At 50.8% G+C, this 23,724-nt stretch carries 19 protein-coding genes; 9 read left to right on the top strand and 10 right to left on the bottom strand.

Features of this window, described 5'->3' with window-relative positions; genetic code table 11:
- The first annotated feature begins 31 nt into the window (after nucleotides 1–31).
- Nucleotides 32–571, top strand: a complete 540-nt coding sequence (locus OCU43_RS03985) for a VF530 family protein (RefSeq protein WP_091360059.1) — start codon at nucleotides 32–34, stop codon at nucleotides 569–571.
- Between the two features lie 79 nt (nucleotides 572–650).
- On the opposite strand, the gene OCU43_RS03980 is transcribed toward OCU43_RS03985, so the two are convergent.
- From OCU43_RS03980 to OCU43_RS03965, 4 genes are all read right to left on the bottom strand, one after another.
- Entirely contained in the window at nucleotides 651–1,031 is a 381-nt protein-coding gene (locus OCU43_RS03980) for a RidA family protein (RefSeq protein ID WP_091360061.1), read from the bottom strand.
- Between the two features lie 169 nt (nucleotides 1,032–1,200).
- Nucleotides 1,201–2,781, bottom strand: a complete 1,581-nt coding sequence (locus tag OCU43_RS03975) for a BCCT family transporter (RefSeq protein WP_091360062.1) — start codon at nucleotides 2,779–2,781, stop codon at nucleotides 1,201–1,203.
- Nucleotides 2,782–2,870: 89 nt separating this feature from the next.
- Nucleotides 2,871–3,866: a dipeptidase gene (locus tag OCU43_RS03970; RefSeq protein ID WP_175483559.1), complete on the bottom strand. Its 996-nt coding sequence runs from the start codon at nucleotides 3,864–3,866 to the stop codon at nucleotides 2,871–2,873.
- A gap of 45 nt (nucleotides 3,867–3,911) precedes the next feature.
- Nucleotides 3,912–5,357 (bottom strand): aldehyde dehydrogenase family protein, encoded by a 1,446-nt coding sequence (locus OCU43_RS03965; RefSeq protein ID WP_091360064.1) that lies wholly within the window; start codon nucleotides 5,355–5,357, stop codon nucleotides 3,912–3,914.
- Between the two features lie 134 nt (nucleotides 5,358–5,491).
- Here OCU43_RS03965 and OCU43_RS03960 point away from each other — a divergent pair, with 134 nt between their 5' ends.
- The 7 genes from OCU43_RS03960 (at nucleotide 5,492) to OCU43_RS03930 (ending at nucleotide 13,303) form a co-directional block, all read left to right on the top strand.
- On the top strand, nucleotides 5,492–6,388 hold the full coding sequence (locus OCU43_RS03960; RefSeq protein WP_091360066.1) for a LysR family transcriptional regulator: 897 nt from the start codon (nucleotides 5,492–5,494) through the stop codon (nucleotides 6,386–6,388).
- A 335-nt stretch (nucleotides 6,389–6,723) separates the two neighbouring features.
- On the top strand, nucleotides 6,724–8,445 hold the full coding sequence (locus OCU43_RS03955; RefSeq protein ID WP_091360068.1) for a hypothetical protein: 1,722 nt from the start codon (nucleotides 6,724–6,726) through the stop codon (nucleotides 8,443–8,445).
- On the top strand, nucleotides 8,445–9,194 hold the full coding sequence (locus OCU43_RS03950) for a DUF3726 domain-containing protein (RefSeq protein ID WP_091360069.1): 750 nt from the start codon (nucleotides 8,445–8,447) through the stop codon (nucleotides 9,192–9,194). Before OCU43_RS03955 ends, OCU43_RS03950 begins: the two co-directional genes overlap by 1 nt.
- Before the next feature lie 178 nt (nucleotides 9,195–9,372).
- Nucleotides 9,373–10,107, top strand: coding sequence for a sulfite exporter TauE/SafE family protein (locus OCU43_RS03945; RefSeq protein ID WP_091360071.1), 735 nt, complete (start codon nucleotides 9,373–9,375; stop codon nucleotides 10,105–10,107).
- 80 nt (nucleotides 10,108–10,187) lie between these two features.
- The gene (gene purT / locus OCU43_RS03940; RefSeq protein ID WP_091360073.1) at nucleotides 10,188–11,369 is read left to right on the top strand and encodes a formate-dependent phosphoribosylglycinamide formyltransferase; all 1,182 of its coding nucleotides are present in this window, start codon (nucleotides 10,188–10,190) and stop codon (nucleotides 11,367–11,369) included.
- 175 nt (nucleotides 11,370–11,544) lie between these two features.
- Nucleotides 11,545–12,474, top strand: coding sequence for an IS481 family transposase (locus OCU43_RS03935; protein ID WP_261832965.1), 930 nt, complete (start codon nucleotides 11,545–11,547; stop codon nucleotides 12,472–12,474).
- 157 nt (nucleotides 12,475–12,631) lie between these two features.
- Entirely contained in the window at nucleotides 12,632–13,303 is a 672-nt protein-coding gene (locus OCU43_RS03930) for an ion transporter (RefSeq protein ID WP_091362245.1), read from the top strand.
- Between the two features lie 111 nt (nucleotides 13,304–13,414).
- On the opposite strand, the gene OCU43_RS03925 is transcribed toward OCU43_RS03930, so the two are convergent.
- From OCU43_RS03925 to OCU43_RS03915, 3 genes are all read right to left on the bottom strand, one after another.
- On the bottom strand, nucleotides 13,415–14,635 hold the full coding sequence (locus OCU43_RS03925) for a quaternary amine ABC transporter ATP-binding protein (RefSeq protein ID WP_245756655.1): 1,221 nt from the start codon (nucleotides 14,633–14,635) through the stop codon (nucleotides 13,415–13,417).
- Nucleotides 14,628–15,527: an ABC transporter permease gene (locus OCU43_RS03920; RefSeq protein ID WP_091362244.1), complete on the bottom strand. Its 900-nt coding sequence runs from the start codon at nucleotides 15,525–15,527 to the stop codon at nucleotides 14,628–14,630. Before OCU43_RS03920 ends, OCU43_RS03925 begins: the two co-directional genes overlap by 8 nt.
- An 80-nt stretch (nucleotides 15,528–15,607) precedes the next feature.
- Nucleotides 15,608–16,600: an ABC transporter substrate-binding protein gene (locus tag OCU43_RS03915; protein ID WP_091362243.1), complete on the bottom strand. Its 993-nt coding sequence runs from the start codon at nucleotides 16,598–16,600 to the stop codon at nucleotides 15,608–15,610.
- 175 nt (nucleotides 16,601–16,775) lie between these two features.
- Between OCU43_RS03915 and OCU43_RS03910 the strand changes: the two genes are divergently transcribed.
- On the top strand, nucleotides 16,776–17,291 hold the full coding sequence (locus OCU43_RS03910) for a MarR family winged helix-turn-helix transcriptional regulator (RefSeq protein WP_245756654.1): 516 nt from the start codon (nucleotides 16,776–16,778) through the stop codon (nucleotides 17,289–17,291).
- On the opposite strand, the gene OCU43_RS03905 is transcribed toward OCU43_RS03910, so the two are convergent.
- From OCU43_RS03905 to OCU43_RS03895, 3 genes are all read right to left on the bottom strand, one after another.
- A complete protein-coding gene (locus OCU43_RS03905; RefSeq protein WP_091362242.1) occupies nucleotides 17,292–18,287 on the bottom strand; it encodes a CobW family GTP-binding protein in 996 nt (331 codons plus the stop codon). It abuts the gene before it with no gap.
- Between the two features lie 112 nt (nucleotides 18,288–18,399).
- Nucleotides 18,400–19,071 carry a hypothetical protein gene (locus tag OCU43_RS03900; protein WP_091362241.1) on the bottom strand — a complete coding sequence of 224 codons (672 nt, stop codon included), beginning with the start codon at nucleotides 19,069–19,071 and terminating at the stop codon, nucleotides 18,400–18,402.
- Between the two features lie 11 nt (nucleotides 19,072–19,082).
- Nucleotides 19,083–23,711 (bottom strand): protein kinase domain-containing protein, encoded by a 4,629-nt coding sequence (locus OCU43_RS03895; RefSeq protein WP_091362240.1) that lies wholly within the window; start codon nucleotides 23,709–23,711, stop codon nucleotides 19,083–19,085.
- Between the last annotated feature and the right edge of the window lie 13 nt (nucleotides 23,712–23,724).

Below are 23,724 nucleotides of genomic sequence, written 5' to 3'. Positions count from 1 at the left end.
TAAACTTTTCGACCGACTAGCGGACATTATTATGAACGATAAGATCAACTACAAAAATAATCCGTTACACGGCCTGGGTTTAAAAGAACTGATCACCCAGATAGTTGATCACTACGGTTTTGAGATTCTCTATGCCTATCTGAATATCAACTGTTTCAAAACCAACCCGAGTATTGAGTCGAGTGTTAAATTTCTCAAGAAGACCGACTGGGCGCGGGAGAAGGTCGAACTGTTCTACCTGTACAAGTTTAAAAATCTGCCAAGAGTGTCATCTGAACAGTTTGCTCTGTCACCCAGAGACCGGATTATTCCTGAAGGACAGACACCCCGGGAACCGGCAGAACTGAGTCTGGAAGATGCTGAGCGGATGCGGGAAAAGCAGGCGAAAAAAGCCGCCGAGCATGGCAAAACCAAGAGCTATAAAGCAAACAGAAAGCCCGGCGGCTATTCCAGCAAACAGGAAAACGCCCGGGATAAGCAGGAGCGCTGGAAACCCGAAAGAAAATCATCTGATGCTCCGAACCACTCATCTGACTACGATGATGATCCATGGGCAAAGTGGCGGAAATAATGACCTGTCTATAACAACAAAAACCGCCTACAAAGGCGGTTTTTATCAGCTAAACGGACTTAGCCAGACATTATTTGACTCATGCGCCAGGAACCGCAGCGTATGCAACAATTTCACAAAGCATCTCTTCCCGGGCTAACCCTGCGACAACCATTGCAGCACGATTCGGATAGGGGGCGTTAAAGTACTCCGCATAAACCTGATTAAACACCGGTAGATACTCGCGATCGGTAACATAGATCAGTACCTGAGTGACATCATCCATAGTCAGCTCTGCCGCACCAAGGGTGTGTTTAAAGTTTTCCATGGTCTGGCGCGCCTGAGCTTCAATTCCGCCCTCTACAACCTGACCTTCAGCATTGATCGGGATCTGTGCCGTTGATAACTGGCCATTGGCAATAACCGCCCACTCAAGCGGGGCTTTGGAGGCAAACAGGTCAGTTTTTACAGCTTGTTTCATAGCAATTCACTTATATAAAAAATAGCAATTTGAAGTCCGAACACTGTACTTATCTGAGCGTTGCCCGTGCAGCTTGTCCGATAAGAACAAGAATAAAGTCAGGCACTGTGTCTGTCCGCTTTCTCGGAACTCGGACAAACACAGTGTTCGGACTAGGATTTCGTATTAATTAAAGCCCCTGCTCGTCCGCCATTTTGCGGGCTATCTGAGGGGCGGTCCAAAGCGAAGGCAGCAACACCAGCGAGACGGGCACCGCAGTCACCACAATAAATGACTGCAGCGCAGAGATACCGCCAGAACCTATGGAGATCAGCAGAGCTGCAACAACCCCCATCATGATACCCCAGAAAACTCTGACCGAACTTTGTGGATGATCGGTACCGGTCATCACCATAGAAACGGCATAGGTCATTGAGTCACCGGTAGTCGCCACAAAGATCGTTGTCAGAATCAAAAACAGCACGGAGATCATAAAGCCCATCGGCAACTGCTCAGTAATCGCCAGTAACGCAGCAGGAAGATTGAATCCGGTAAAGGGCTCAGAGATCACTCCGGGATTCGCCAACTCATAAGCCAGCCCACTGCCGCCAACAATCGTAAACCAGAAACAGGTGATTACCGGAGCCACGACAGAGATCAGCAGGATCATCTCGCGGATGGTACGACCTTTGGAGATACGTGCAACAAACATCGCCATCAAAGGCCCATAGCCCAGAAACCAGCCCCAGAAGAACACAGTCCACCAGTCCAGCCAGCCGGTATCAGCCCGGAACGTTGCCATCGGAATAAACTGATCCAGATAGACCCCAAAGGATTGCAGGAAACCATCAATAATAAATGCTGTCGGGCCAAAGACCAGGATAAACGCCATCAAAATAACCGCCAGAATAACGTTAGCCCGGCTAAGAATCTGAATACCTTTGGTGACGCCACTCACCGCAGAAAGGGTATAGATACCGATCAGACCTGCGAGGATCATCAACTGAGTTGAATAGGTATTGGGAATGCCAAACAGTTTCTCCAGACCAAAGCTGACCTGTAACCCAAGAAAACCGATTGGACCAACAGTGCCTGCAACCACTGCCAGCACGCAGCTGGAGTCGACAATAGCGCCCAGAGGACCGCTCATCACTTTGTCACCAAAAACCGGGTACAGCAGCGTGCGGGGTTTAAGAGGCAACCCTTTTTCATAATGCAGGTACATAAACACAATACCGGTCAGGCTTCCCAGTATTGCCCAGGCCAGAAATCCCCAGTGCATAAAACTCTGCGCCAGGGCGTTATAAGCAGCCTGAGCAGTACCCGCTTCAGTAGCCGCAAAAAGCGGCGGCGCCGAGGTAAAATGCGCCATCGGCTCAGCAGCAGCCCAGAATACTCCGCCACCCGCCAGCAAAGTACACATAATCACAGAAACCCACTGAAACAGCGGCATCTCGGGGACTTTCACGCCGCCCAACACCACTGATCCGGTGCGTCCCAGCGTCAGAAACAGGCCGATCACAAAGGTTAGTAGCAGCAAAATCTGCCAGTAAGCACCGAAATATTTAGTGGAGGTAGCAAAGGCGGCGTTAACCCAGCCAGACATCATCTCAATATCATAAAGAGCCAGTACGGCAAACAGTACCAGCACACCACCACTGATCAGAAATACTGGAAGATCAACACCTGCCAGTAATTTTTTTCCGGCCATCTCAGCCTCGTTATTGCATATCTGTTGCCCGGCAACAGCCGTTTGCGTTGTATGATTCATTGTAGTCTCCTGACGGATCATTATATTTATTCGTTATCAGGTAAACCTATGGCTCAGGCAGAACTCTCAAGGTCTGAGCCATAGACACTTTAAAAAGTTGAATGCGGTTTAAGCCCGGCGTCCAGAAAGTTCAGCCAGTTCAAACCCATGATTTTGGCCACATCCTCACGGCTAAACCCCCGCTCCAGTAGTCCATTCGTCAGATTCGGGAAGTCTCTGCTATCCCGAAACCAGGACAGCGGTCGCGGCCAGTCGGCATTACTTTTTGAACCTTCGCCATAATCCATAGACTTTGACCAGCGTCCATTTCGCATCCATTCCAGGACAGAAAGAGGTTGCTCCTGACACAGATCGGTGCCGATACCGATCTGATCAATGCCCATCATATCGGCGGTGCTGGCGACCATGTCACAGAAGTCACCGAGGGTGCAGTCCGGGCCATTTTTCAGATGAAATGGATACAGACTGAAGCCTAATAACCCTCCGGACTCTCCCAGAGCCCGGAGCACCCGATCTGATTTATTCCGCTTTGCTTCATGAAAACTGAGCGGATTTGCATGGGAGATGACAATGGGACGATCAGAGATTTTGATCGCATCCAGTGTGCTGCGCTCACCGCTGTGGCTCATATCGACAATCATGCCCACCCGGTTCATCTCTTTAATCGCCTGACGCCCAAAGCGGGTAACACCACTGTCTTCTGCCTCATAACAACCACAGGCAAGCAGGCTCTGATTGTTATAGGTCAGCTGCATGATCATCAGATTCAGCTCACGCATCACCTCAATCATGCCGATATCATCCTCAATGGGAGAGCAGTTTTGCGCGCCGAACATGATGCCAACCTTACCCAACTGCTTTGCCAGGCGGATATCCGCGGCACTGCGCACCGGCATGATCAGATCACTGTTCAGTTCGAACAGACGATTCCACTCGGCAATGCGGGTCAGCGTTTCCCTGATCTGTTCGTGATAAACAATGGTGGCATGCACCATCGTTACGCCACCTTCACGCAGCTGTTCGAAGATCTTCCGGTCCCAGTTGGAGTACTGCAGGCCGTCGATAACGATCAACTCTGAATGCAGTGCCTGAGCGTGTTGTTCTTGTATTGATTGCATTAGTCGCCTCCGTTAACCACGGATATAGGTAGTCTTAACGACGGTATAAAACTCTTTAGCATAACTACCCTGTTCCCGCGGCCCGAAGCTTGAATCTTTACGGCCACCAAACGGCACATGGTAATCAGTTCCCGCCGTTGGGAGGTTTACCATCACACAACCAGTTTTGGCGTTACGTTTGAAATCTGTCGCGTATTTCAAAGACTCTGTGCAGATACCGCCGGTCAGACCGAAGTTGGTATCATTCAGGGTTGCCAACGCTTCGTTATAATCTTTAACCCGGATAATACTGGCGATCGGGGCAAACGCTTCTTCACGGTTAATGGTCATTTGATTTGTGGTTTCAGTGAACAGTGCCGGCTGCATGTAGTAACCTTCCGTCTCCTCAGTCAGCACTTCGCCACCGAATATGAGGTTGCCGCCCTCTTTCTTAGCGATCTCAAGATAGTGAAGGTTTTGCTCCATCTGTCGGGCATCAGCCACGGCCCCGATATGGACCCCGGGTTTCAGTGGATGACCGACAACCAGTTTCTTCATACGCTCTATCATCGCCTCAACGAAACGGTCATGAATCCCTTCAGTGACGATCAGGCGGGAAGACGCGGTACACTTCTGCCCCGTACCACCAAAAGCGCCACCCACCGCACATTCGACTGCGTTATCCAGATCCGCATCATCGAGCACAACCAGTGCATTTTTACTGCCCATTTCCAACTGACACTTGACCAGATTGATCGCAGTAGCAGCAGCCACTTTACGACCCGTTTCAAGAGAACCGGTAAAGGTCAGCGCGTTAATGCCGCGGGAATTGATCAGCACATCACCCACTTCTGAACCCGGCCCCATCACCAGATTAAACGTTCCGGCAGGCAGTCCCTGTCGTGAGATGATTTCAGTCAGCGCCCAGGCTGATGCGGGTACCTGATTAGCGGGTTTCCAGACAACAGCGTTACCAAAAGCCAGCGCCGGAGCGATCTTCCAGGCACCGGTAGCGGTAGGAAAATTCCAGGGCGTGATAATACCGACTACACCCACCGGTTCCCGACGGGTTTCAATCTCAATACCGGGACGCACAGAGTCAGCAGTCTCGCCCATCTGGCGAAGTACTTCTGCCGCGTAATAGTGGAAAAACTGACCTGAACGATAGGTTTCACCCACTCCTTCCGCCAGTGTCTTGCCCTCTTCCCGGGCCAGCAGCTCACCCAACTCATCTTTACGGGCGATCAGCTCATCGCCAATCGCCATTAATACTGAGTAACGTTGCTCCAGACCACTCTTTGCCCACTCAGCCTGACCGACAGCTGCCGCCGCAATCGCCGCCTCAGTCTGCACCTTATCGGCCTGAGCATAGTTGCCAATCACATCGCTGATATCGGCCGGGCTGATATTTATCACCTGACCCTTATTACCCTCAACCCACTCACCTGCAATGTAATTGCGAAAAACTGAATCAGACATATCGACCTCCTGAATGTAGATGGATCAATCATAGGCCCTGTGCTTTAATAAGAATAATTAATAAATAATATCTACTGATAAGGCCTCCTTATCAAACTTTATCAACGACTCCCGATGCATCTGAGGGATATGCCATGCTGCCTGAATTTAAAATTACTCAATTACGTCACTTTGTCTGGGTCGCTGAACTGAAAGGCTTTCATGCTGCAGCGGAAAAAGCTCACCGCACTCAACCGGCGATTTCCCTGTCTATTCGTGATCTTGAAAATAAACTCAGCGAATCGCTGTTTGAAAAGCGTAACGCCAAAACAGCCAAGACAGAGCTGACACCCTTTGGCGAGTATTTTCTGCCTAAAGCGAAAGAGCTGATCGAACATCACGACCGGATTTCGGAAGATATGACACTGCTGGCCGAACATAAGACAGGCCATCTGCGTCTGGCATCAGTGCCTTCCATTGCAAGCCAGGTATTACCCGAGCTGTTATTGGAGTTTGTTAACAATACGCCCGATCTGCATATCAGTTTCTTTGACGATAACTCTTCCGCGGTATACCGGATGGTAGAAAATCAACAGGTAGATTTCGGTATCGCTCACCTGTTTCATGAACAGGAACACAGCGATAAAACCTTTATTCCGATCTGGGAAGATCAGATTGGAGTGGTATGTCCAAAGGATCATCCGCTGGCAGAATTCAAAGAGTTACACTGGAAAGAGTTACGCAACCATCGATTGATTGGTAACGGTACCTCCCGCCTGCTGGAAGACAGTGAAGCACGACCTCTGATCGGGCACTCGCAATTCTACATCTCCAACATGATATCGCTGATCGCCATGTTAGAGGCCGGTTTTGGCGTAACGACACTACCCCGGTATGCGGTCCCCAAAGAGAGTGAAACCCTGTGCTTTATTCCGTTGAGTACGCCGGTGGTTGTGCGGCGAATCGGTATCGTCACACTGACAAACAGATCGCTGACGCCACCCGCTCAGGCATTGGTGGACTTTATTCTGGCCAGAAGTCGCCCGGCGTAAGCAGGTTCAGAATAAATTTTCAGATCTTTGCCATCTGAAACATCGTTCAGATGTATAGAAAAAATAATAGCTTGAGCTATTTTGATAAGTTTTGCTTATTAATCGATATAACCTTCTGATTTGTATGTGATCCCTTTTATAGCCCATGATAAATCGCATACAGGCAGGGCATGACAGACAATGGCCGTTATCTCCTCCCTGTAGTGCGCCCTGCATACAATAATTACAAACGAAACCTGTAGCGCGCAGACAGGAGCCTGGACTCCTGAAGGTTTCGGACACATCTATGCTGTTAACTATAAAAAGATGTGCTGCTATTTATGAGGATAACAATAATGACCACGTCTGCTGCAATACAGGCTTCCCTGAGAGGCGATAATGCACTGCCACTGCGCCCGGTTGATCAGGTTATGGATCTGGAACGTCTGGGCGCTATTCATCAGAGCCGACTCAGTTTTATGCGCACCCTGGTACGCCGGATCATGCGTGAGCGCTGGCAAATCGAACCGGTTCGCTTTGAACTCGACCCGCAGGGCTATGGCACTGTCGTCTACGAAATCACAACACCCAATAAGTGCTATAGCTTTGTTCTGTTTTCCGATTACCTCTCCCCGGACGAGCGCAACGACCGGGTGATCGCCACAAAGTGGGATCTGACCATGGCGCTGGTAGATGGCCAGGTTGATGATCTCTACCTGGAAAAACTGCGCCAGAATGTCCCTAAACAGGAAGCTGGCCGCGTCGATGCACGGGTATTCGTACTCTCCCGTGCCAATCGTAGTGCCCGGAATTTCGACTATGTTGTTGATCAGTTAGCCTGTGGTAAACAACCCGATGTCGCCCAGATAGCCCGTGTAGGCTATCTGTATCGAACCACTGCGGTTTACGGTAGCGGTAAGCTGGGTATGGCCGACTGGGAAAAGGTGTCTACCCGCCACCCCGATTTCAACCGCCCTTTCGCTGCAGAGATGTTTGTCTGTCTGATGCTACGGAACTTCAGTCTGCTTCAGGCGGAGCATATTGCACAGCACCGTACACCAGAAACCTACCATCCGATGTTACCTGAGATTAAACGTTTCTTCGGTATCGGCAATTCAACCGGTCTGGGTATGGCTCCCTACCTGATCAACCACCCGTTACTGATTAACCAATGGGTAGAGATGCGGGAACTGGCGCTGGCAAGGGTGCGGGTGCTGGGTAACATCAACAAGCGTATCACCCAGCAATTCCCTGAATTACTGGAACGCTGTGCTATTCATACGGAACAAACCGTCACCGAAGATGCCTGGCAAACGGCCAATAATCTGCAGGTACTTAAAGATCTGGAAGCGATTCGAGAGCATACGGCTAACGGCATCGGCAGCTGGGATGCTCTGCTCAGATGGAGTGAAGAAAACTGTTCACTGCAGGGACAGGAGATGCTGGTGTCAGTGATGCTGGAACTCTACCCAGAACTGGTTGATGAGCTGGAAGATTATCACACCGCCGAGGAGTTTCTGGATCTGGACCCGGTGATGCCCCTGCAGCAGCTGAAGCAGGTCATCGAGCAACGTTACCAGTGGGCGCTGGTGCTGGACTTTTCTGCGGACGGCGCAAAAGACACTTTCTGGTACCGATCTGAAGAAAAAATGGAACCTCGCCTGGGTGATGCCCGGGAGGAGGATGGAAAAGAGAAACAGATGGCACTGGGGGTGGGTTATGCCGTACGCAAATGCTATGACCAGCTGTGTCAGTACATCAGTGAACATCCGCAACACTCCACTGCCCGGTTTATGGTTGCACAGCCGAAACTGCGCGGTATTGTCCGGCGGATTCAGAGTATGAACCGCTGCATCTATGGCGATATACAGGCTAATCTGCTGGACCGGGATATACTCCCCATGCATCTGTTAAGAGCTAAACTGGCCTTTTTTGGTGTCGGTAAGTTTGATCCCCGATCAAAACTATGGGTGCGCAATACCATGTTCCAGGGGGCTCCGCTATTGGAAGATATTGGTCACACATTCAATGATGACTGGTTCATGCCTCTGGCGCCAGCGCAGCAAGGAGAACTCTGATGCATGTATCTATGATTGAGCTGAAAGCCGCCCTGCGTCGTTGCTTTGAAGCCACCGGTTACTATGTTGGCAACTATGAGGATGCTGCCAATATGATTCTCTGGCTGGAAAAACATGGCCTTAAGGGACTGGATGAGTTGCAGCGCGCCCTGCCCTATATTGGCGATGACAGCAGCAAGTCCCTGAGTACTGTGATCTACGAAGACAGCACCTCAGCGATTATCGACAGTAACGGCCGCAGCGCACTGAACTGTATCGCCGCATCTGTCGATCTCGCCCATGCTAAAGCGTTGGAAAACGGCATCGCAACGGTGACAGTGCATAACTGCCACAACCGGATGTTTATCCTTAAAGCGCTGACCGATTGCGGTCGCCGTGGCATCAGTGTGGCCGCCTACTGGAAAAATGGCAATCAGACGGTAACCGAACATACGGCAGCCATTAATGCAGGCGAACGCTACCCAAGTTACAGTGAAGCGATCACCAGCCTGCCAGCCAACGCGGAAGATAAACAGACGATGACGATTGTTTGCAGTTCACGGGTTGATCTGACCTCATCACTGCAGCAATCGAAAGGCAACCGGAATGCCCGTTATATAAGCGCTGAGCAGATCCGGCTCAATAAAGAGCACAGTGTCGATTTCGGTATCGATATCGATGAAACTCTGTGGGCCGAAATCAATAGAATCGGCGAAGGTGTTCTGGTGGAAAATAGCGAGCGTTCCCGGCAGGGAGCGGGTGGTCGCTAACTCTTTGATGTCTGTGAGAGTATGGCCAGTCTGATGTTAATCGGGCTGGCCCTGCCGATGACCCGGTTACAGGTTGCACCGCCAGCCACCGGGTCATCTTTTCATTATTAACGTATACCGCTCCATCTCATCCGCTGGCATACTGGCTACTCACTTATCTCGATACAGCACCAAAACCATGCTATATACCCTGCCGGAACTGCTGGCCGTCCTGATCGTAACCTGCGGTATCGCCCTGCAAACCGTCGTGGGGATCGGCTATGGTTTGGTGGCAGCGCCTCTGCTCTATCTGATCGATCCGGTCTATGTGCCCGGCCCTATTCTGTTAGTGGGTTTCGGACTGGCGCTGATGATGGTGATCCGCGAGCGCCGGGAGTTACGCTGGAAGAGGGTAATGCCCGCTATCATTGCCAGAGTTCCGGGGGCCTGGTGCGGGGCCGCCCTGCTGGTCGCAATACCACAGTATGCCCTGAGTCTGTTTTTCGGCTTTTCGGTACTCAGTGCCGTGCTGCTCAGTCTGTGGCGTTTGAGCATTCCCACCACACCGATCAACCTGACCATTGCCGGTTTTCTGTCCGGCGTTACCGGTACCGCCACCTCCGTGGGGGGGCCTCCGATCGCGCTGGTGTATCAACAGCAGGACCGGATTACCGCCCGCAGTGAGATCGCCGCCTTTCTGCTGATCGGTACACCGGTATCTATCATTATGCTGATCCATCAGGGCAGCCTCGACTGGCATACAGCTCACCTCAGCCTGAAAATGCTGCCGGGGTTATTTTTAGGCTTTTTCCTGGCACGCCTGATCGACGGAAAGCTAACGACCACCTCGGCTAAACCACTGCTACTGGCGGTCTCCGGCGCATCGGCATTGATGGTGACCATTAAGGGAATGATCGGCTGGCTGGGGCTCTGATCTCCAGGCCGCGTCATTTTAAGATTAGAGCTGATGGCGATCTTGAAATATAATGCCTCCTTTTCCAACAGGACTCCCCCATGGCAACTATCGGTACTCCCTTCTCCTCGTCGGCCACTAAAATTCTACTCTGCGGTTCTGGCGAACTGGGTAAAGAGGTGGTGATTGAACTGCAACGATACGGTTGTGAAGTGATCGCCTGTGACCGGTATGAGAACGCGCCTGCGATGCAGGTAGCGGATCGTTCCTATACCTTTTCAATGCTGGATGGCGCTGAACTGCGCCGGGTGATTGAGCTTGAAAAACCCGATTACATCGTCCCCGAGATTGAAGCGATCTCAACCGATACCCTGGTTGAACTGGAGCAGGAAGGTTTTCATGTGGTACCTACCGCTAATGCCGCGCGCCTGACCATGAACCGCGAAGGTATCCGCCGTCTGGCTGCTGAGGAGTTGGGCATTCCTACCTCCCACTATCAGTTTGTCGATAACTTCACTGACTTTGAAAACGCCGTTGCCGAGATTGGTATGCCCTGTGTGGTGAAACCGATTATGAGCTCATCCGGCAAAGGACAGAGCACCATTAAAAGCGCTGCGGATATTGAAACCAGCTGGACCTACGCTCAGGAAGGCGGTCGCGCCGGTGCTGGCCGGGTGATTGTCGAAGGCTTTGTCGATTTCGATTATGAGATCACCCTGCTGACCATCCGCCATATTCAGGGCACCAGCTTCTGCCAGCCAATCGGGCACCGGCAGGAAGATGGTGATTATCGTGAGTCCTGGCAGCCACAGGCGATGAGCGGGATAGCGCTGAGCCGGGCGAAAGAGATCGCCGAAAAAGTCACCGGCGCACTCGGCGGCCGGGGGATCTTCGGTGTTGAGCTGTTTATCAAAGGTGATGAGGTGTACTTCAGCGAAGTATCACCCCGGCCACATGATACCGGCATGGTCACTATGATCTCTCAGGACCTGTCCCAGTTCGCCCTGCATGCCCGTGCTATCTTAGGCCTGCCGATCCCCAACATTGTGCAGCATGGCCCATCCGCCTCTGCCGTAATACTGGTCGAAGGTGAATCACAAAACCTGAGCTTTTCTAATCTGGAAGCTGCCCTCTCCGTCCCCGACACTCAGTTACGGCTGTTTGGTAAACCTGAAGTGAACGGCACACGCCGGATGGGCGTCGCACTGGCGCGTGGGGCGGATATCGATGATGCTAAGGAAAAGGCTTTAGCCGCCGCGGCGGCTGTTAAAACAAGTTACTAGACGTCGCTTCGCCTAAGAGCAGCCGCCAGACGCCGCTTCGCGACTTGCTAGTGGTTAGACGGAAACTTCGTTTCCTTGCTAGATGTGAAATTCAGAGAGGTTGTTCACAACTCGGTTGTATAGGAAGCTGTTGGTTGCGAAATCAATAGCCCTTTAAACAGAGGAGTGAACAACCATGCACAAGAATGCAAAATCTAGCCTCCATAGTCGAGTTTTAATTGTCAAAAAACATCTTGAAGAAGATGTGCCCGTCTCCGACCTGGCTGACTTTTTCGAGGTATCTAAAAGCCTGATCTATCGCTGGATCAGGCGCTATCATCAAGAAGGCCTCAATGGACTTCGAGATCGTAAAAGTCGACCTAAACGCATCTCATCGCGAACGCTTTATTGGCAAGAGCAAGCGATAAAAGCTCTGGCCCTGGGTGGCTGGTCACAAACGGATATTGCTGCCACACTCAAGATGCCGCTGTCGACTGTCTGTGTTGTTACCCATCGCATGTGTGGTCACCTGCTGAAAAAGACAGAACCCGTCCGTCGTTATGAATACGATGAGCCAGGCGGGCTAATTCACTTCGATATCAAGCGTGTCGCACGTTTCAGCCAGCCAGGCCACCGCAAGACAGGTGTTCGTAAAGTGATGACCAAAGGTGCTGGCTGGGAATACGTGCATATCTGTATCGATGATTATACTCGTTGGAGCCATGCAGAAGTTCACCCCAGGCAATCGGCTAAGGATGCTGTCAGGTTCTTTGAAAACACCCTCAAAATACTGAAAGCAATGGATGTGAAGGTAAAACGGGTGCTGACGGATAATGGTAAGTGCTACACCAGCAGAGCCTTTAGAAATGCCGTCAAAGCGATCGGTGCACGCCCCATGAATACGCGCCCCTATCGCCCTCAGACAAACGGTAAAGCGGAACGTTTTATACAGACGCTGATTCGGGAGTGGTCTTACGGCAAACTGTATAACAATTCCGCTCAGCGAAATGCGACACTATCCTGTTATCTGAAGTGGTATAACCTTGTCAGACCACATGGTAGTTTAAACAAACAACCACCTATAAGCCGGTTACTTGTGAACAACGTATCTGAAATCTACAGCTAGAAAAAGCATTTATAAAACCGCCAGACTGGCGGTTTTTTTGTTGGCACAAGAGGCCTCAGAGCAACAGTAATGTTTGTCTGACGCGTAATGTTTTGGCACTATCGAAGCGGGAAGGATATTGCAATAAAGTTGTTAACGGTCTTAAGGGAAATCAAAGATGAAGGAAAAAGGAGGCGCCGTTTACCAACTATTTCTACTGGCATTGAGCATATACGTTCTCATTGTCGTCTTCTTTGAAACATTCTTGATAACTGACCCTGAAGTTTCGCTTATCCTTCAAAGAATTGATCTGTGCATCTGCTTTGTTTTTCTAGGCGACTTTTTTGTCAATTTGTATCACGCTAATAATAAGATTTCATACTTAAAGTGGGGATGGATAGATTTGTTATCCTCTATTCCTCTGGTTGACCCGTTTCGCTGGGGACGACTTGCAAGAATAGTAAGAATATTAAGATTTATTCGTACTATAAAATCGTTGAAGTTACTTGTTTCATCAATTCAGGCCAGCAAATTTCAAAGCCTGACGTTTGTTGTTATTTTGATCACCTTCGTTGCATATACAGTCTGTGCAAGTCTGATATTGGAACTTGAAAGCAGTTATGAAGGTGGAATAAACACTGCTAATGAAGCGCTATGGTGGGCCTTCCTTAATATAATGAACGCCAAAGTGTCAATCACTCAAGCACAGTCAACCGGGGGCATGGTTGCCACAGTGGTTCTGAATAAAATTGGTTTGCTGTTATTCGCTTATTTCAACGCAATGATTATTGCCTGGTTAATACAAAAAAGAGTATCTATAAATCAAAATTTAGATGCCAACAATACTTGAAAAGCGGCTTAAAAAGCATCTTAAAAACCGCCAATCGGCGGTTTTTAAGATGCTTTTTCTAGCAAGCGGCGCAGCCGCGTCTAGCCACCAGCAGGAGCCGGAGGCTCCGTTCTAGCGACTTCTTGGCTCTTCATTCCCCAATACTTCAGCCAGGGTACTTCTGGAGAGCTGTCCGGTCATCTCTCCTTCGTCATCCACTACGGGGAGTGAGTACTCAGAGTTCAGGGTATCCGGGATAACGGTTTCCAGCACTGCATCCTGTGAAATTGCATCCAGCGCTTCGCAATGTTCTGCGGTTAATGCTGCCTGACGATCTTTGTCATAGGCAGCCTGCAGTTTCTTCTCGGTCACTACCCCCTGATAGCCCTCGTCGTTAACGTAATAGCCGTAGTCTTCTTTAAAACCTCGCATCTGTTTCAGAGCATCTTCGATGGTACTCGCGGTTATCCGGCAAATGGGGTCTTTCATCACGGTTTCCACCGTCAGTGCCCGGGCACGGTTTACATCCCGAACGAAGGCTTCCACATAATCATCGGCAGGATGCAAAAGAATATCTTCCGGTTCGCCCTGCTGCACCATCTCGCCGTCTTTCAGAATAGCGATCCGGTCGCCGATACGCAGGGCCTCATCGAGGTCATGGGTGATAAAGATAATGGTCTTGTGCAGTTGTTCCTGCAGTTCAATCAACTGGTCCTGCATTTCAGAACGGATCAGTGGATCCAGTGCGGAAAAAGCCTCATCCATCAGCAAAATTTCGGCGTCGGTACACAGCGCCCGGGCCAGACCAACCCGTTGCTGCTGCCCACCGGAGAGCTGGGCTGGATATTGATCTTCATAACCGGCCAAACCAACAGCTTTCAACCACTCTTTTGCTTTAGCGCCACTTTCACTTTTGCTAACGCCCTGGATCGCAAGGCCATAGGCAACATTATCGATAACCGATTTATGTGGCAACAGACCGAATCGCTGAAACACCATCGACATTTTATGGCGACGAAACTGCTCCAGCTCTTTTTGTGGCAGTTTCATCACATCAGTACCTTCGACTTCGATCACCCCTTCTGTCGGATCTATCAGTCGATTGAAGTGACGAATCAGGGTTGATTTACCGGAGCCCGACAGCCCCATAATGACAAAGATCTCCCCCTTATTAATGGTCAGATTAATATCTTTTAAGCCCAGGGTATGCCCGGTTTCAGCAAGGATCTCATCTTTGCTTTTACCCGCATGAACCAGCGGCATAAACTTTTTCGGATTATTGCCGAACAGTTTATATAAACCTTCAATTTTTATCAGAGCGGTCTGTTCTGTATTCATCTTAGCCTCAGCCATTATCCATACCCTCCAGGTATCGCTGACTCCGTTTGGCATATGCCTGAGAGACCCGGTCAAAGATAATCGCCAGCGCCACAATCGCCAGACCATTCAATAAACCCAGGGTAAAATACTGATTGGTAATAGACTTCAATACCGGTTGTCCCAAACCTTTCACCCCGATCATCGAGGCGATAACCACCATGGAAAGGGCCATCATAATAGTCTGGTTGATACCTGCCATGATGGTAGGCATCGCCAGAGGTAACTGGACCCCCATCAACCGCTGGACTGAACTGGCACCGTAGGCAGTCGCCGCCTCAAGCACATCCTTATCCACCAACCGGATACCCAGGTTGGTCAGACGAATTACCGGAGGTATGGCATAGATCACTACCGCCAGTACGCCGGGAATTTTACCGATACCCAGCAGCATAACCACCGGAATCAGATAAACAAAGGCAGGCATCGTCTGCATAATATCCAGCAACGGCGTAACCACTGACTGAACCCGGTCCGAACGGGCCATCGCAATGCCGATAGGGACCCCCAACGCAATCGCCATCAGGGTACAGACCAGAATAATACTCATGGTTCGCATGGTATCGTCCCACATACCGAAATAACCGATCAGAAAGAACGAGATGACTACGCCCAGGCTGAGTTTCCATGAACGGCTGGACAGATAGGCCAGACCCGCCACTATTGCGATGATCAGCCACCATGGCGTTGCTAACAACAACTTTTCAAACCACACCAGAAAGGATAGCAGAGGATCAAAAAAGCCCTCTATCATCTCACCGTATTCCCGCGAAAACTCCCGGTAACCGGTGTCCAGAAATTTACGGATATCCCGCAACTCCCCCCTGCTAAGCTGGGGAATCTCACTTAACCAGCCTGAATCAGCCATATTTTACCTCTTTCAGAAACAACACTGCCCGATTACCAAGGCAACCGGGCAGTGACGTATTACAACAATCCACCAGGCGTTTATTGCAAGGCGTGCTTAACTTTGTCAGCAACCTCTGCAGAAACCCACGGAGTCCAAAGATCTTCATGTTCTGTCAGGAAATACTCTGCAGCCACCTCCCCATCGGCCTGATTCTCCTCCATCCAGGCCAGCAAACCATTCAGCTGGTTATTGGTCAGAGAACGGTGAGACACATAGCTATAGGCTGCGGGTGATGTTTCTGCAAAACTCTCGGTGGTGACGGTCTGCACCAGTGAAGGCGGATACATAGTAGGATGCGGATCAACACACTCGTTAGCAGAGATACAGTCGATATAATGCTGTTTATCGATGCCGGAACCGAAATCAACTTTCACCATTTTGTATTTACCCAGTACTGCGGTGGGTGCCCAGTAATAGCCAAACCACGGCTCTTCACGGGTAAACGCCTTTGCGATAGAACCGGCCAGACCCGCACCCGAACCGGGATCGATAAGGTCAAAACCAGAGTCCGCCAGTTTCAGAGCTCTGAACAGATTGCTGGCACTGATCTGACAGTTCCAGCCAGCCGGACAACCATAGAAAGCTGATTTACTGTCATCCTCCGGGTGGGTAAACAACTTAGCGTGCTTTTTTACCCCCTCAATCGTTGCCAGTTCCGGATATTTTTTCACCATATACTCCGGCACCCAGAACCCCTCTTCGCCACCATCAGAAAGTGAGTTACCGGCGTAACGCAGACGTTTCTCAGCAACACCTTTATCCAGGGCATCGCGCATGGAATTACTCCACATCTCCGGCGCAATATCCGGTTCGCCTTTTTCAATCATCGAAGTACCCGTCGGCATGGTATCGCCCGGTACCAGTTCTGCATCACAACCGTAGCCGTGTTCAAGAATAAACTTATCAACATTGGCGATCAGAGTCGCTGAACTCCAGTTCATATCTGCAATCGTAACTTTGCCACACTCATCTGCAGCCATTGCCTGCCCAAAGGCTAATACCATTACTGGTATCGCTAACAGGTTCCTCATGATGCCTCCATGATCTTTCGAACTGATTAATTTGATCTATATATATTAGTCTTCTAATATTTAGAACTCAAACTATTATTACTCTGATTATTTGTACTGCACAGACTCTGGGCTATACTCGCACCACTTTTTTTAAAGCTGCCGTTTCTGAAACATTCCCTATCAAGGGGCTAATATGAGTGAACAGATGAAGATGACCGACCCCGCTCCCTCCTGGCAGGATGTTCTGATTGAACTGAGAAAGATCATCCGGGCGACCGACCTTCAGTCAAAGCGCGTGGTGAAGTCCTGTGGACTGACCATTCCACAGGTGATGGTTTTACGTGCAATTAAACAACTGGGGGATGTTACGGTAAAACGGATCTCTGACGCTGTCTCTCTTAGCCAGGCAACTGTTACCACCATTATGAACCGCCTGGAGGAGCGTCAGTTGGTCGAGCGTATCCGCAGCAATACAGACCGCAGAATCGTTAACGCGCGGCTAACAGTAAGCGGAGACCAGGTTCTTGAAACCGTTCCGCCTCTGCTACATGAAGCGTTTATTCACCGTTTTGAAAGCCTGGAAAGCCTGCAGCAACAGCATATTTTTTCCTCGCTGCAACAGGTTGCCGGAATGATGGATGCAGAATCCCTTGATGCTGCGCCGCTGCTGGATATCGCAGCGCCAACCCGCGAGCGAACAGATAAATAATCAGTACCGGACAGCCATAGCAAGCAGCTGTCGCTCGAGAGCTGCCGCGTCGACAGGTTGCTGGCCAATTATCTCTATCCTGCTATCCATCACCTCATCCAGAGCCTGAACTTTCAACACCGAATCCGCCATATTGAAAGCAAAGATACCCTCATTGGTAATAAACACGGCTTTAAGACGCTCTGCCTCAATCCCCATCAGAAACGGCTCAAGCTTTGAGTAATCAAACTCAAATTCCGGACTAAAAATCCAGCCACTGCTGAAGTAGCCTTCGCTCTGGTTATCTTTACGCAGATAACCACATTCAGGTATCTCTTCGTCAGCCTGAAAATGATCATGTTGATCATGTGAATGTTGCTGTGATTCCACATCATTGATTGAACTATGTTGTGAACCCGTATCCAGCCATGTGAGACTTAGCTGACCCTCAGTGCAACTGACAACTGGGGGATCGCACGCCAGCGTTTGCAGATAGTTCACTAGCTGCTCAATCTCATTACCGCTGTACAGGTCTGCTTTATGGGCCACCACCCGATCGGCAACCTGCAGCTGCTGGTTAAAGGTGTCATTATCGGTATAGCGGAGATCTGATAGTTTTCGGGCGTCCACCAGTGTAATGGTGCTGCGCAGATCGAGAACATCCTGATAGTGTGGCTGCTGCAGTACCCGGATCACTTCCAGTGGATGTCCCAGGCCTGTCGGCTCAATCAGAATACGATCAGGTTTAGCCTGGCGAATCAACTGACTCAGGGCCACCTGCATCGGGATCCCCGCAGCACAACACATACAACCGCCGGGCACCTCCCGCATAAACACCCCGGTTGCCTGCTGCTCATTGGACAGCAGGCCGGCGTCGATACCCACTTCGCCAAATTCATTCACCAGCACCGCCCAGCGTTCATCAGCCGGTTTATGGGTTAACAGATATTGAATAGCGGTGGTTTTCCCCACGCCGAGAAAGCCGGTAATAATATTGGTAGGAATCTGACGGAACATCGGTAAGATCTTAAATGGATTAATTTGTTATAATATAACAAATTAATCCCGGGGCGTCACAATTATCGGTGAACACAGGCAGGATGATAGTGAGCTTAATCAGAACTCTCAGCTAGTCCCGTAGCGCCTGCTCCAGCTGGGTAAGCTTTGCAATCATCTCTTCATTCTGATCTGCCTGAGCCAGTGCATGAGAGATGTGCACGCTATCTAAAAACTGATGATAACGATTATCGGATCTCAGCAAACTCCTTTCGGCTTCAGAGCTTTGCAGTAAAAGTGAGTAGTACGCCTCAATATCGGTAATCGACCACTTATCCTGCTCCAACAAAGCATACATTTGAGCCACGACAGGTGTTGAGGTAACACTGTTCGCCGTTGAGCCAATATCAATCTCCCCGCCTGCCTGCAGAGGCTGACTCGTCTGCCGGCTCAACACCCAATAGAGACCGCCCGCAACCAGGAGCAGACACGCCGTAATCGCCAGCCACTTGCCCGCACTCTTGTTGGGAGGTGTTGCTGACGAAACAGGCAGAACATTCCGGTGCATAGCTGGCGCCGCGATATTAGCTTGCTGCTGGAGATCTCTTACCTGAGAGTGCTGAATCTCTTCCATACGTTGCTGTGGCTGTGTCAAATCCCCCCCGTCAGGTTCACTGACAGGCTGGGTCTGATCACCACGATTCACTAAATGATTGATAAAGTGGCGACGCAGACGCCGGTACTCATGCGTCTCTAACTCGCCATTTGAGTAGCGACAACACAGTTCATACAGACTCCGGCTCATAGCTATGTCCTCTAGAGTTCTCTTGCCAAACGGAATCCGGTGGTCGCATCAATGGTCCCGGATACTGGAACGGCCATTGAGACAGAACAATCAGACATTTTGACCTGATAACTGCCCCCCATCGCTTCCAACCCTGCGCCACTGCGCACCAGTTCCTGTGCGTTACCCAGATAGTTAACCAGCCCCCAGGCATTGGGTTTACCCTGCTGCACGCTCACCAGATCCCGGCCTTTCAGGATCTGATCACCCCGGGTCAGACGACAGTTATAATTTTGCGGCTGACTACTGCCGCTCGCTGTGGCCGCACTCACCCATTCAGCTTTGGCCGGCAAACGGTAAACATATCCTGTGGCATTGCTCAGCCATGCGGCATAACCATTGATCTGATTCAGGCTAAGACCGGTCGCGGGCTGTTTTTCGGCTCCGCCCAGGCCTTTACACTCACCCGAGAGTTTGCAATACAGATTAAAATCGCGCCGGGATATCTCAAACTTGCTGATTGCCAGGCTCCCCCCACCGGAGGGAACAACAATCATAAACGGCCCCTTATTTTCAGCACCCTCCGCCAGCATATCCCAACAGACGGCCGCAGAACGTATCCCTTTCCCTGACAGCGAAGCAGAACAGACCCGATCGGAAACCGGTCTTGATACAGCGGCGCTTGAGGGGCGTTGCTGCTGACTATTATCGCCCTGAGATGATGCCTGACTGGTTGCCTGTGCCTGTTGAGATGGGGTTGAAGCAAGCTCCGGAGACTGGCGATCAGCCTGGGACGATTGACGTTCCAGATTGATCTGTTGCAGCGGAATATTTTCAGGAAATAGTTGTTTCGCTTTGTTTAACAGCTGTTGCGCCCGTGCAGGAGACCGGCGATTAAGGCTGGCGATCCGATCGATAACAGCCCGCTGCAGCGATTCGTTCAGTTGCTGATATTTTTCTGCTGGCAGCCCCGGCTGCAACTCAGTCAGATAAGCGTGGGCCTGTTCCAGTTTTTTCAGCCCCGGATTTTTAATCGCCTGGCCGATATGATAAAGCCGCACGCCATCCTGATAGGTGGCGACACGCTGATCGATGACGCTGGAATCGGCAAAAAGATCCCGGGCACTAAGCAGTAGTTTTTCCGCCTGAGTGAAACGCTGACGCGCCGCCAACTGATCGGCTAAGCGCAGATAAACGGTTTGAAAAGTTTGCGGCGCCTGCTGTGTAATAAAGGGGTCATCCGCGTCCAATAGCGCTTGCAACTGGTCAAAGGTTTGCCGTGCGGCGGTCAGATCATTCGCCTGAATCTGAGTATCAAAGGTCTGTTTAAGACCACTGATTCGCGCTTCGCTCTTCCGCTCAGCCTGTTGCTGCCGGTACAGCTCTTCCGCATTTGCGATCGCCCCGCTCTGAACAGAAAGGTCCAGTGAAGCATCATACTGAGCCGCCCGTTTCAGGCTGTCCCGGGCGGCATTAAACTCATTCTTTGCCGCCAGACGTTCTGATTGTTGCGCGTATATCACCGCAATACGACTATTCACGCCCTGCAGATACTGCGGGTCGTCCTGTTCAACCTTCAGCCGGGCTAACAGTTCTGCCAGCTGTTGTTCCCATTCAGGCGACAACCGGGTATCTGCTAACAGCGTATTGAGCTGCTGTTTAAGGGCCTGTTGTTGCTGTGCTTTTTCCTGCTGCGAGGCGTTCTCATAGCGCAACTTCAGCTGAGCCAGCAGATCAGTAATCTCCGCTTGTCCCGGCAGTAGCCGTTTGCCGTCTTCAAGAATCCGCATCGCCTGTACCAGATCGGTATCAGCCACAACAACAGCCTTTTCGGTGTATCGCTTAATCAAACGTTGTCGGCCCTGGTTCACAATAGACGGGTCAGCCTGCTGCGCCTCAATGCGATCGATAATACTCTGTGCCTGACGGGTACTGCTGTCAGACAGTTGTGAGTCATCCAGAATCGTTTTCAGTTCAGACTGCAGCGATACAAGCTCCGCTTGGCGGTTTTTTTCCTGCTCAGCTAATGCAGAAGCTTCCAACTGCTGAGCATTCATCGTCTGCTGTTGTTTCAGTTGTTGCCGCTCATAAACAACACTCTGCTGTAGTTCCGGGCTCACCGATAAGGTTGCAACTCTGTCCAGGGCATCGGTAGCACTCTGCCAGCGCTGTTCATCCCGGGCAGCACGGGACTGCTTTATCAACGCCGATGCCAGGCGGTCATAGACGGCGGTAATGATTCTTGGGTCGGTCACCATCGGCTGTAACTGTCCAATGCGTGTCTCTGCTGCATCAATTCGCTGTGCGGAGATATCGGCATCAATATCGGCCACCTGCTGGTCGATCTGTTGCTGATATTCGGCTTTCGCCTGCTTCAGTGCCTGGTCGAAACGGGCTATCCCCTCCGGGCTGAGAACAGACTCAAATGTCACCCTCAATTTGCTGGCCTGATCCCACATATATTGATCCGTGAGTTGCTGCTGTTCAGCCAGTAACAGCTCCGTCAGTGACACCTGCAACGCACTCACCCGCTGACTCCCTGGATCCAGTTGCTTAAGTTCCTCAATATCCTGACGTGCCGCAGCAAAACTACGTAAACTCTCTGGCGACAACTGATCCAAACGCTGATTCAGTTCTGCGATACGCTGAGTCCGGGTATAACGAAGTTCTTCCTGCTCCAGATTACGACGTGCATTTTCCAGCTCGGGATGTCCCGGAAACAGCTTAATAGCATGGTCTGCCGCCCCCCGGGCGATACTGAACTGCTGTTGCTGCAGTAACTCGTCGATGGTTTCAATAAATTTAACCGGTAGTCGGGCATCGCGCAGCATGGCATTTTGCGGATCAACCTGTTGAATGCTGTGCAACAACTCAGACAGCGGTTGTAACGCAGCGGCAAACTGTTCGGCGGGTAGTTCAAGCAGACGATTCAACTCATTATTCAGATTATTCAGCCGGGCAGCCTTCTGCTTGATCAGTTGCTCCTGCTTATCTGACAGACGTCTTGAGTCTTCATAAATTTGCAGAGCCCTTTCGGCCAGACTCTGCGCCCGCTCATAGGCGTCAGCGTCTGCGCTACGACTCACCTGTTGTAAGAAATAGCGGGTCAGTTCCCGCTTAACCTGAGCATCATTGAAAAACTCGCTTTGCTGTTCCGCATCCATGGCCTGAATCCGTTCCAGCCATTCATTGACGGCGGCTTCATCCTGATTATTCAGATCATCGATAAAATCGCCGATCTGCTGCTGCTGCCAGAAATTGCGCAATGGAAAATAGGAGATACCGCAGACAAACGTCAACATCATCAGCCATACATACCAACGGCTCAGCAGACTATGCCGCTGATACTGCGGCATAAACTGTTGCATGAAGGTTTCCACGCTGTCACATCGCTGTCGCTCATCAAATGCTAACAGCTGCTTTAAGGCTTTATTCTGCTTGCGGCTAAGCTGCTTCAGCTCGGCCACCTTCATACCCAGTTTCCAGGCTTCATCGGCCGGCACTTTCTTATTGTCCCGGATAAACGGATGCTTGCCCGTCAGCAGCTCATGGATGATACAACCCAGCGCATAAAGGTCATCACGGGGATCGGCCTCCGCGGCCCCTGCCAGCATGGCTGGCGAAGCATAACTGGGGGTCAGTGCACCCAGCTCACCGGCATCGAAGCTATCTTCCTGAGCAGACCCGGTCTTAGCCGCCCGGGCGATACCAAAATCAAAAACCTTTATCTGCCCGCCATCAAGAAAAACATTACTCGGTTTAAGATCTGAGTGAACAACCCCCTGCTGATGGGCATATCCCAACGCACCGGCCATTCCGGCAACGTACTCCAGTACCGTAGACAGGGGAAAACCCGAGGGATTACGCTTAATCACCGTGCTCAGTGGCGCACCGCGCATCAGCTCCATGGTCATGAATACATGTTCCCGATCTCTGTCGAAATCGAATACATTGACAATATTAGGGTGAGCAAGATTTTGCGTTTTACGCGCTTCACGCTGCAACGATCTCAGCGATTCCGGGTGCTCTCTGAACGTTTTATTCAGTACCTTAATGGCAACCAGGCTATCAATATCCTGTGCATCAATGCGACGCTGATCTTCAGCTTTATAGACATCTCCCATTCCACCACAGCCAATAAACTCAACCAACCGGAAACGTTCTTTTATGACCGTGCCCACGCTCACCACTGATGTTTCCGACCCGGCCGCTTCCGTAAAGGGCTTATCCCAACGCGAAGTTCCCGTACTGGTCGCAACACTCATGGATGAAGAGGTTGGGGTTGGTATAGATACAGCATCACCCCTGTCTGCAAACTGGGGCTTACCGGGTGGTGTGATACGAGTGTGATCAGCCCCGGGATGAGGGGGGACTGAATTTACCAGGGTATGATCATCAACTGATACTTCAGCTCTGTCCCTGGCTATAACAGTGTTATCACTCTCTGCCGCCCCAGAAGGGGGATCGATAATAACCGCCATCAATGCGCTCAGATCATCCTGGCTCAGCAGATCCCGGGCAGTCATCTGCTGCAAGCCTGCCACAACATTCTCTTTAAGCTGCGGCTGTGAAACCAATAGTTCTGAAACGGTTTCAAGCAACGAGTCCAGGGAGGCCTGACCGTGAAGGTATTGCTTTAGCTGATCTTTAAAACCCTTCATAAGCTGTCTGGTA

The sequence above is a fragment of the Amphritea atlantica genome (assembly GCF_024347255.1).
Taxonomy (GTDB): Bacteria; Pseudomonadota; Gammaproteobacteria; order Pseudomonadales; family Balneatricaceae; genus Amphritea; species Amphritea atlantica.
This window is presented reverse-complemented; position numbering and strand designations above follow the sequence as displayed.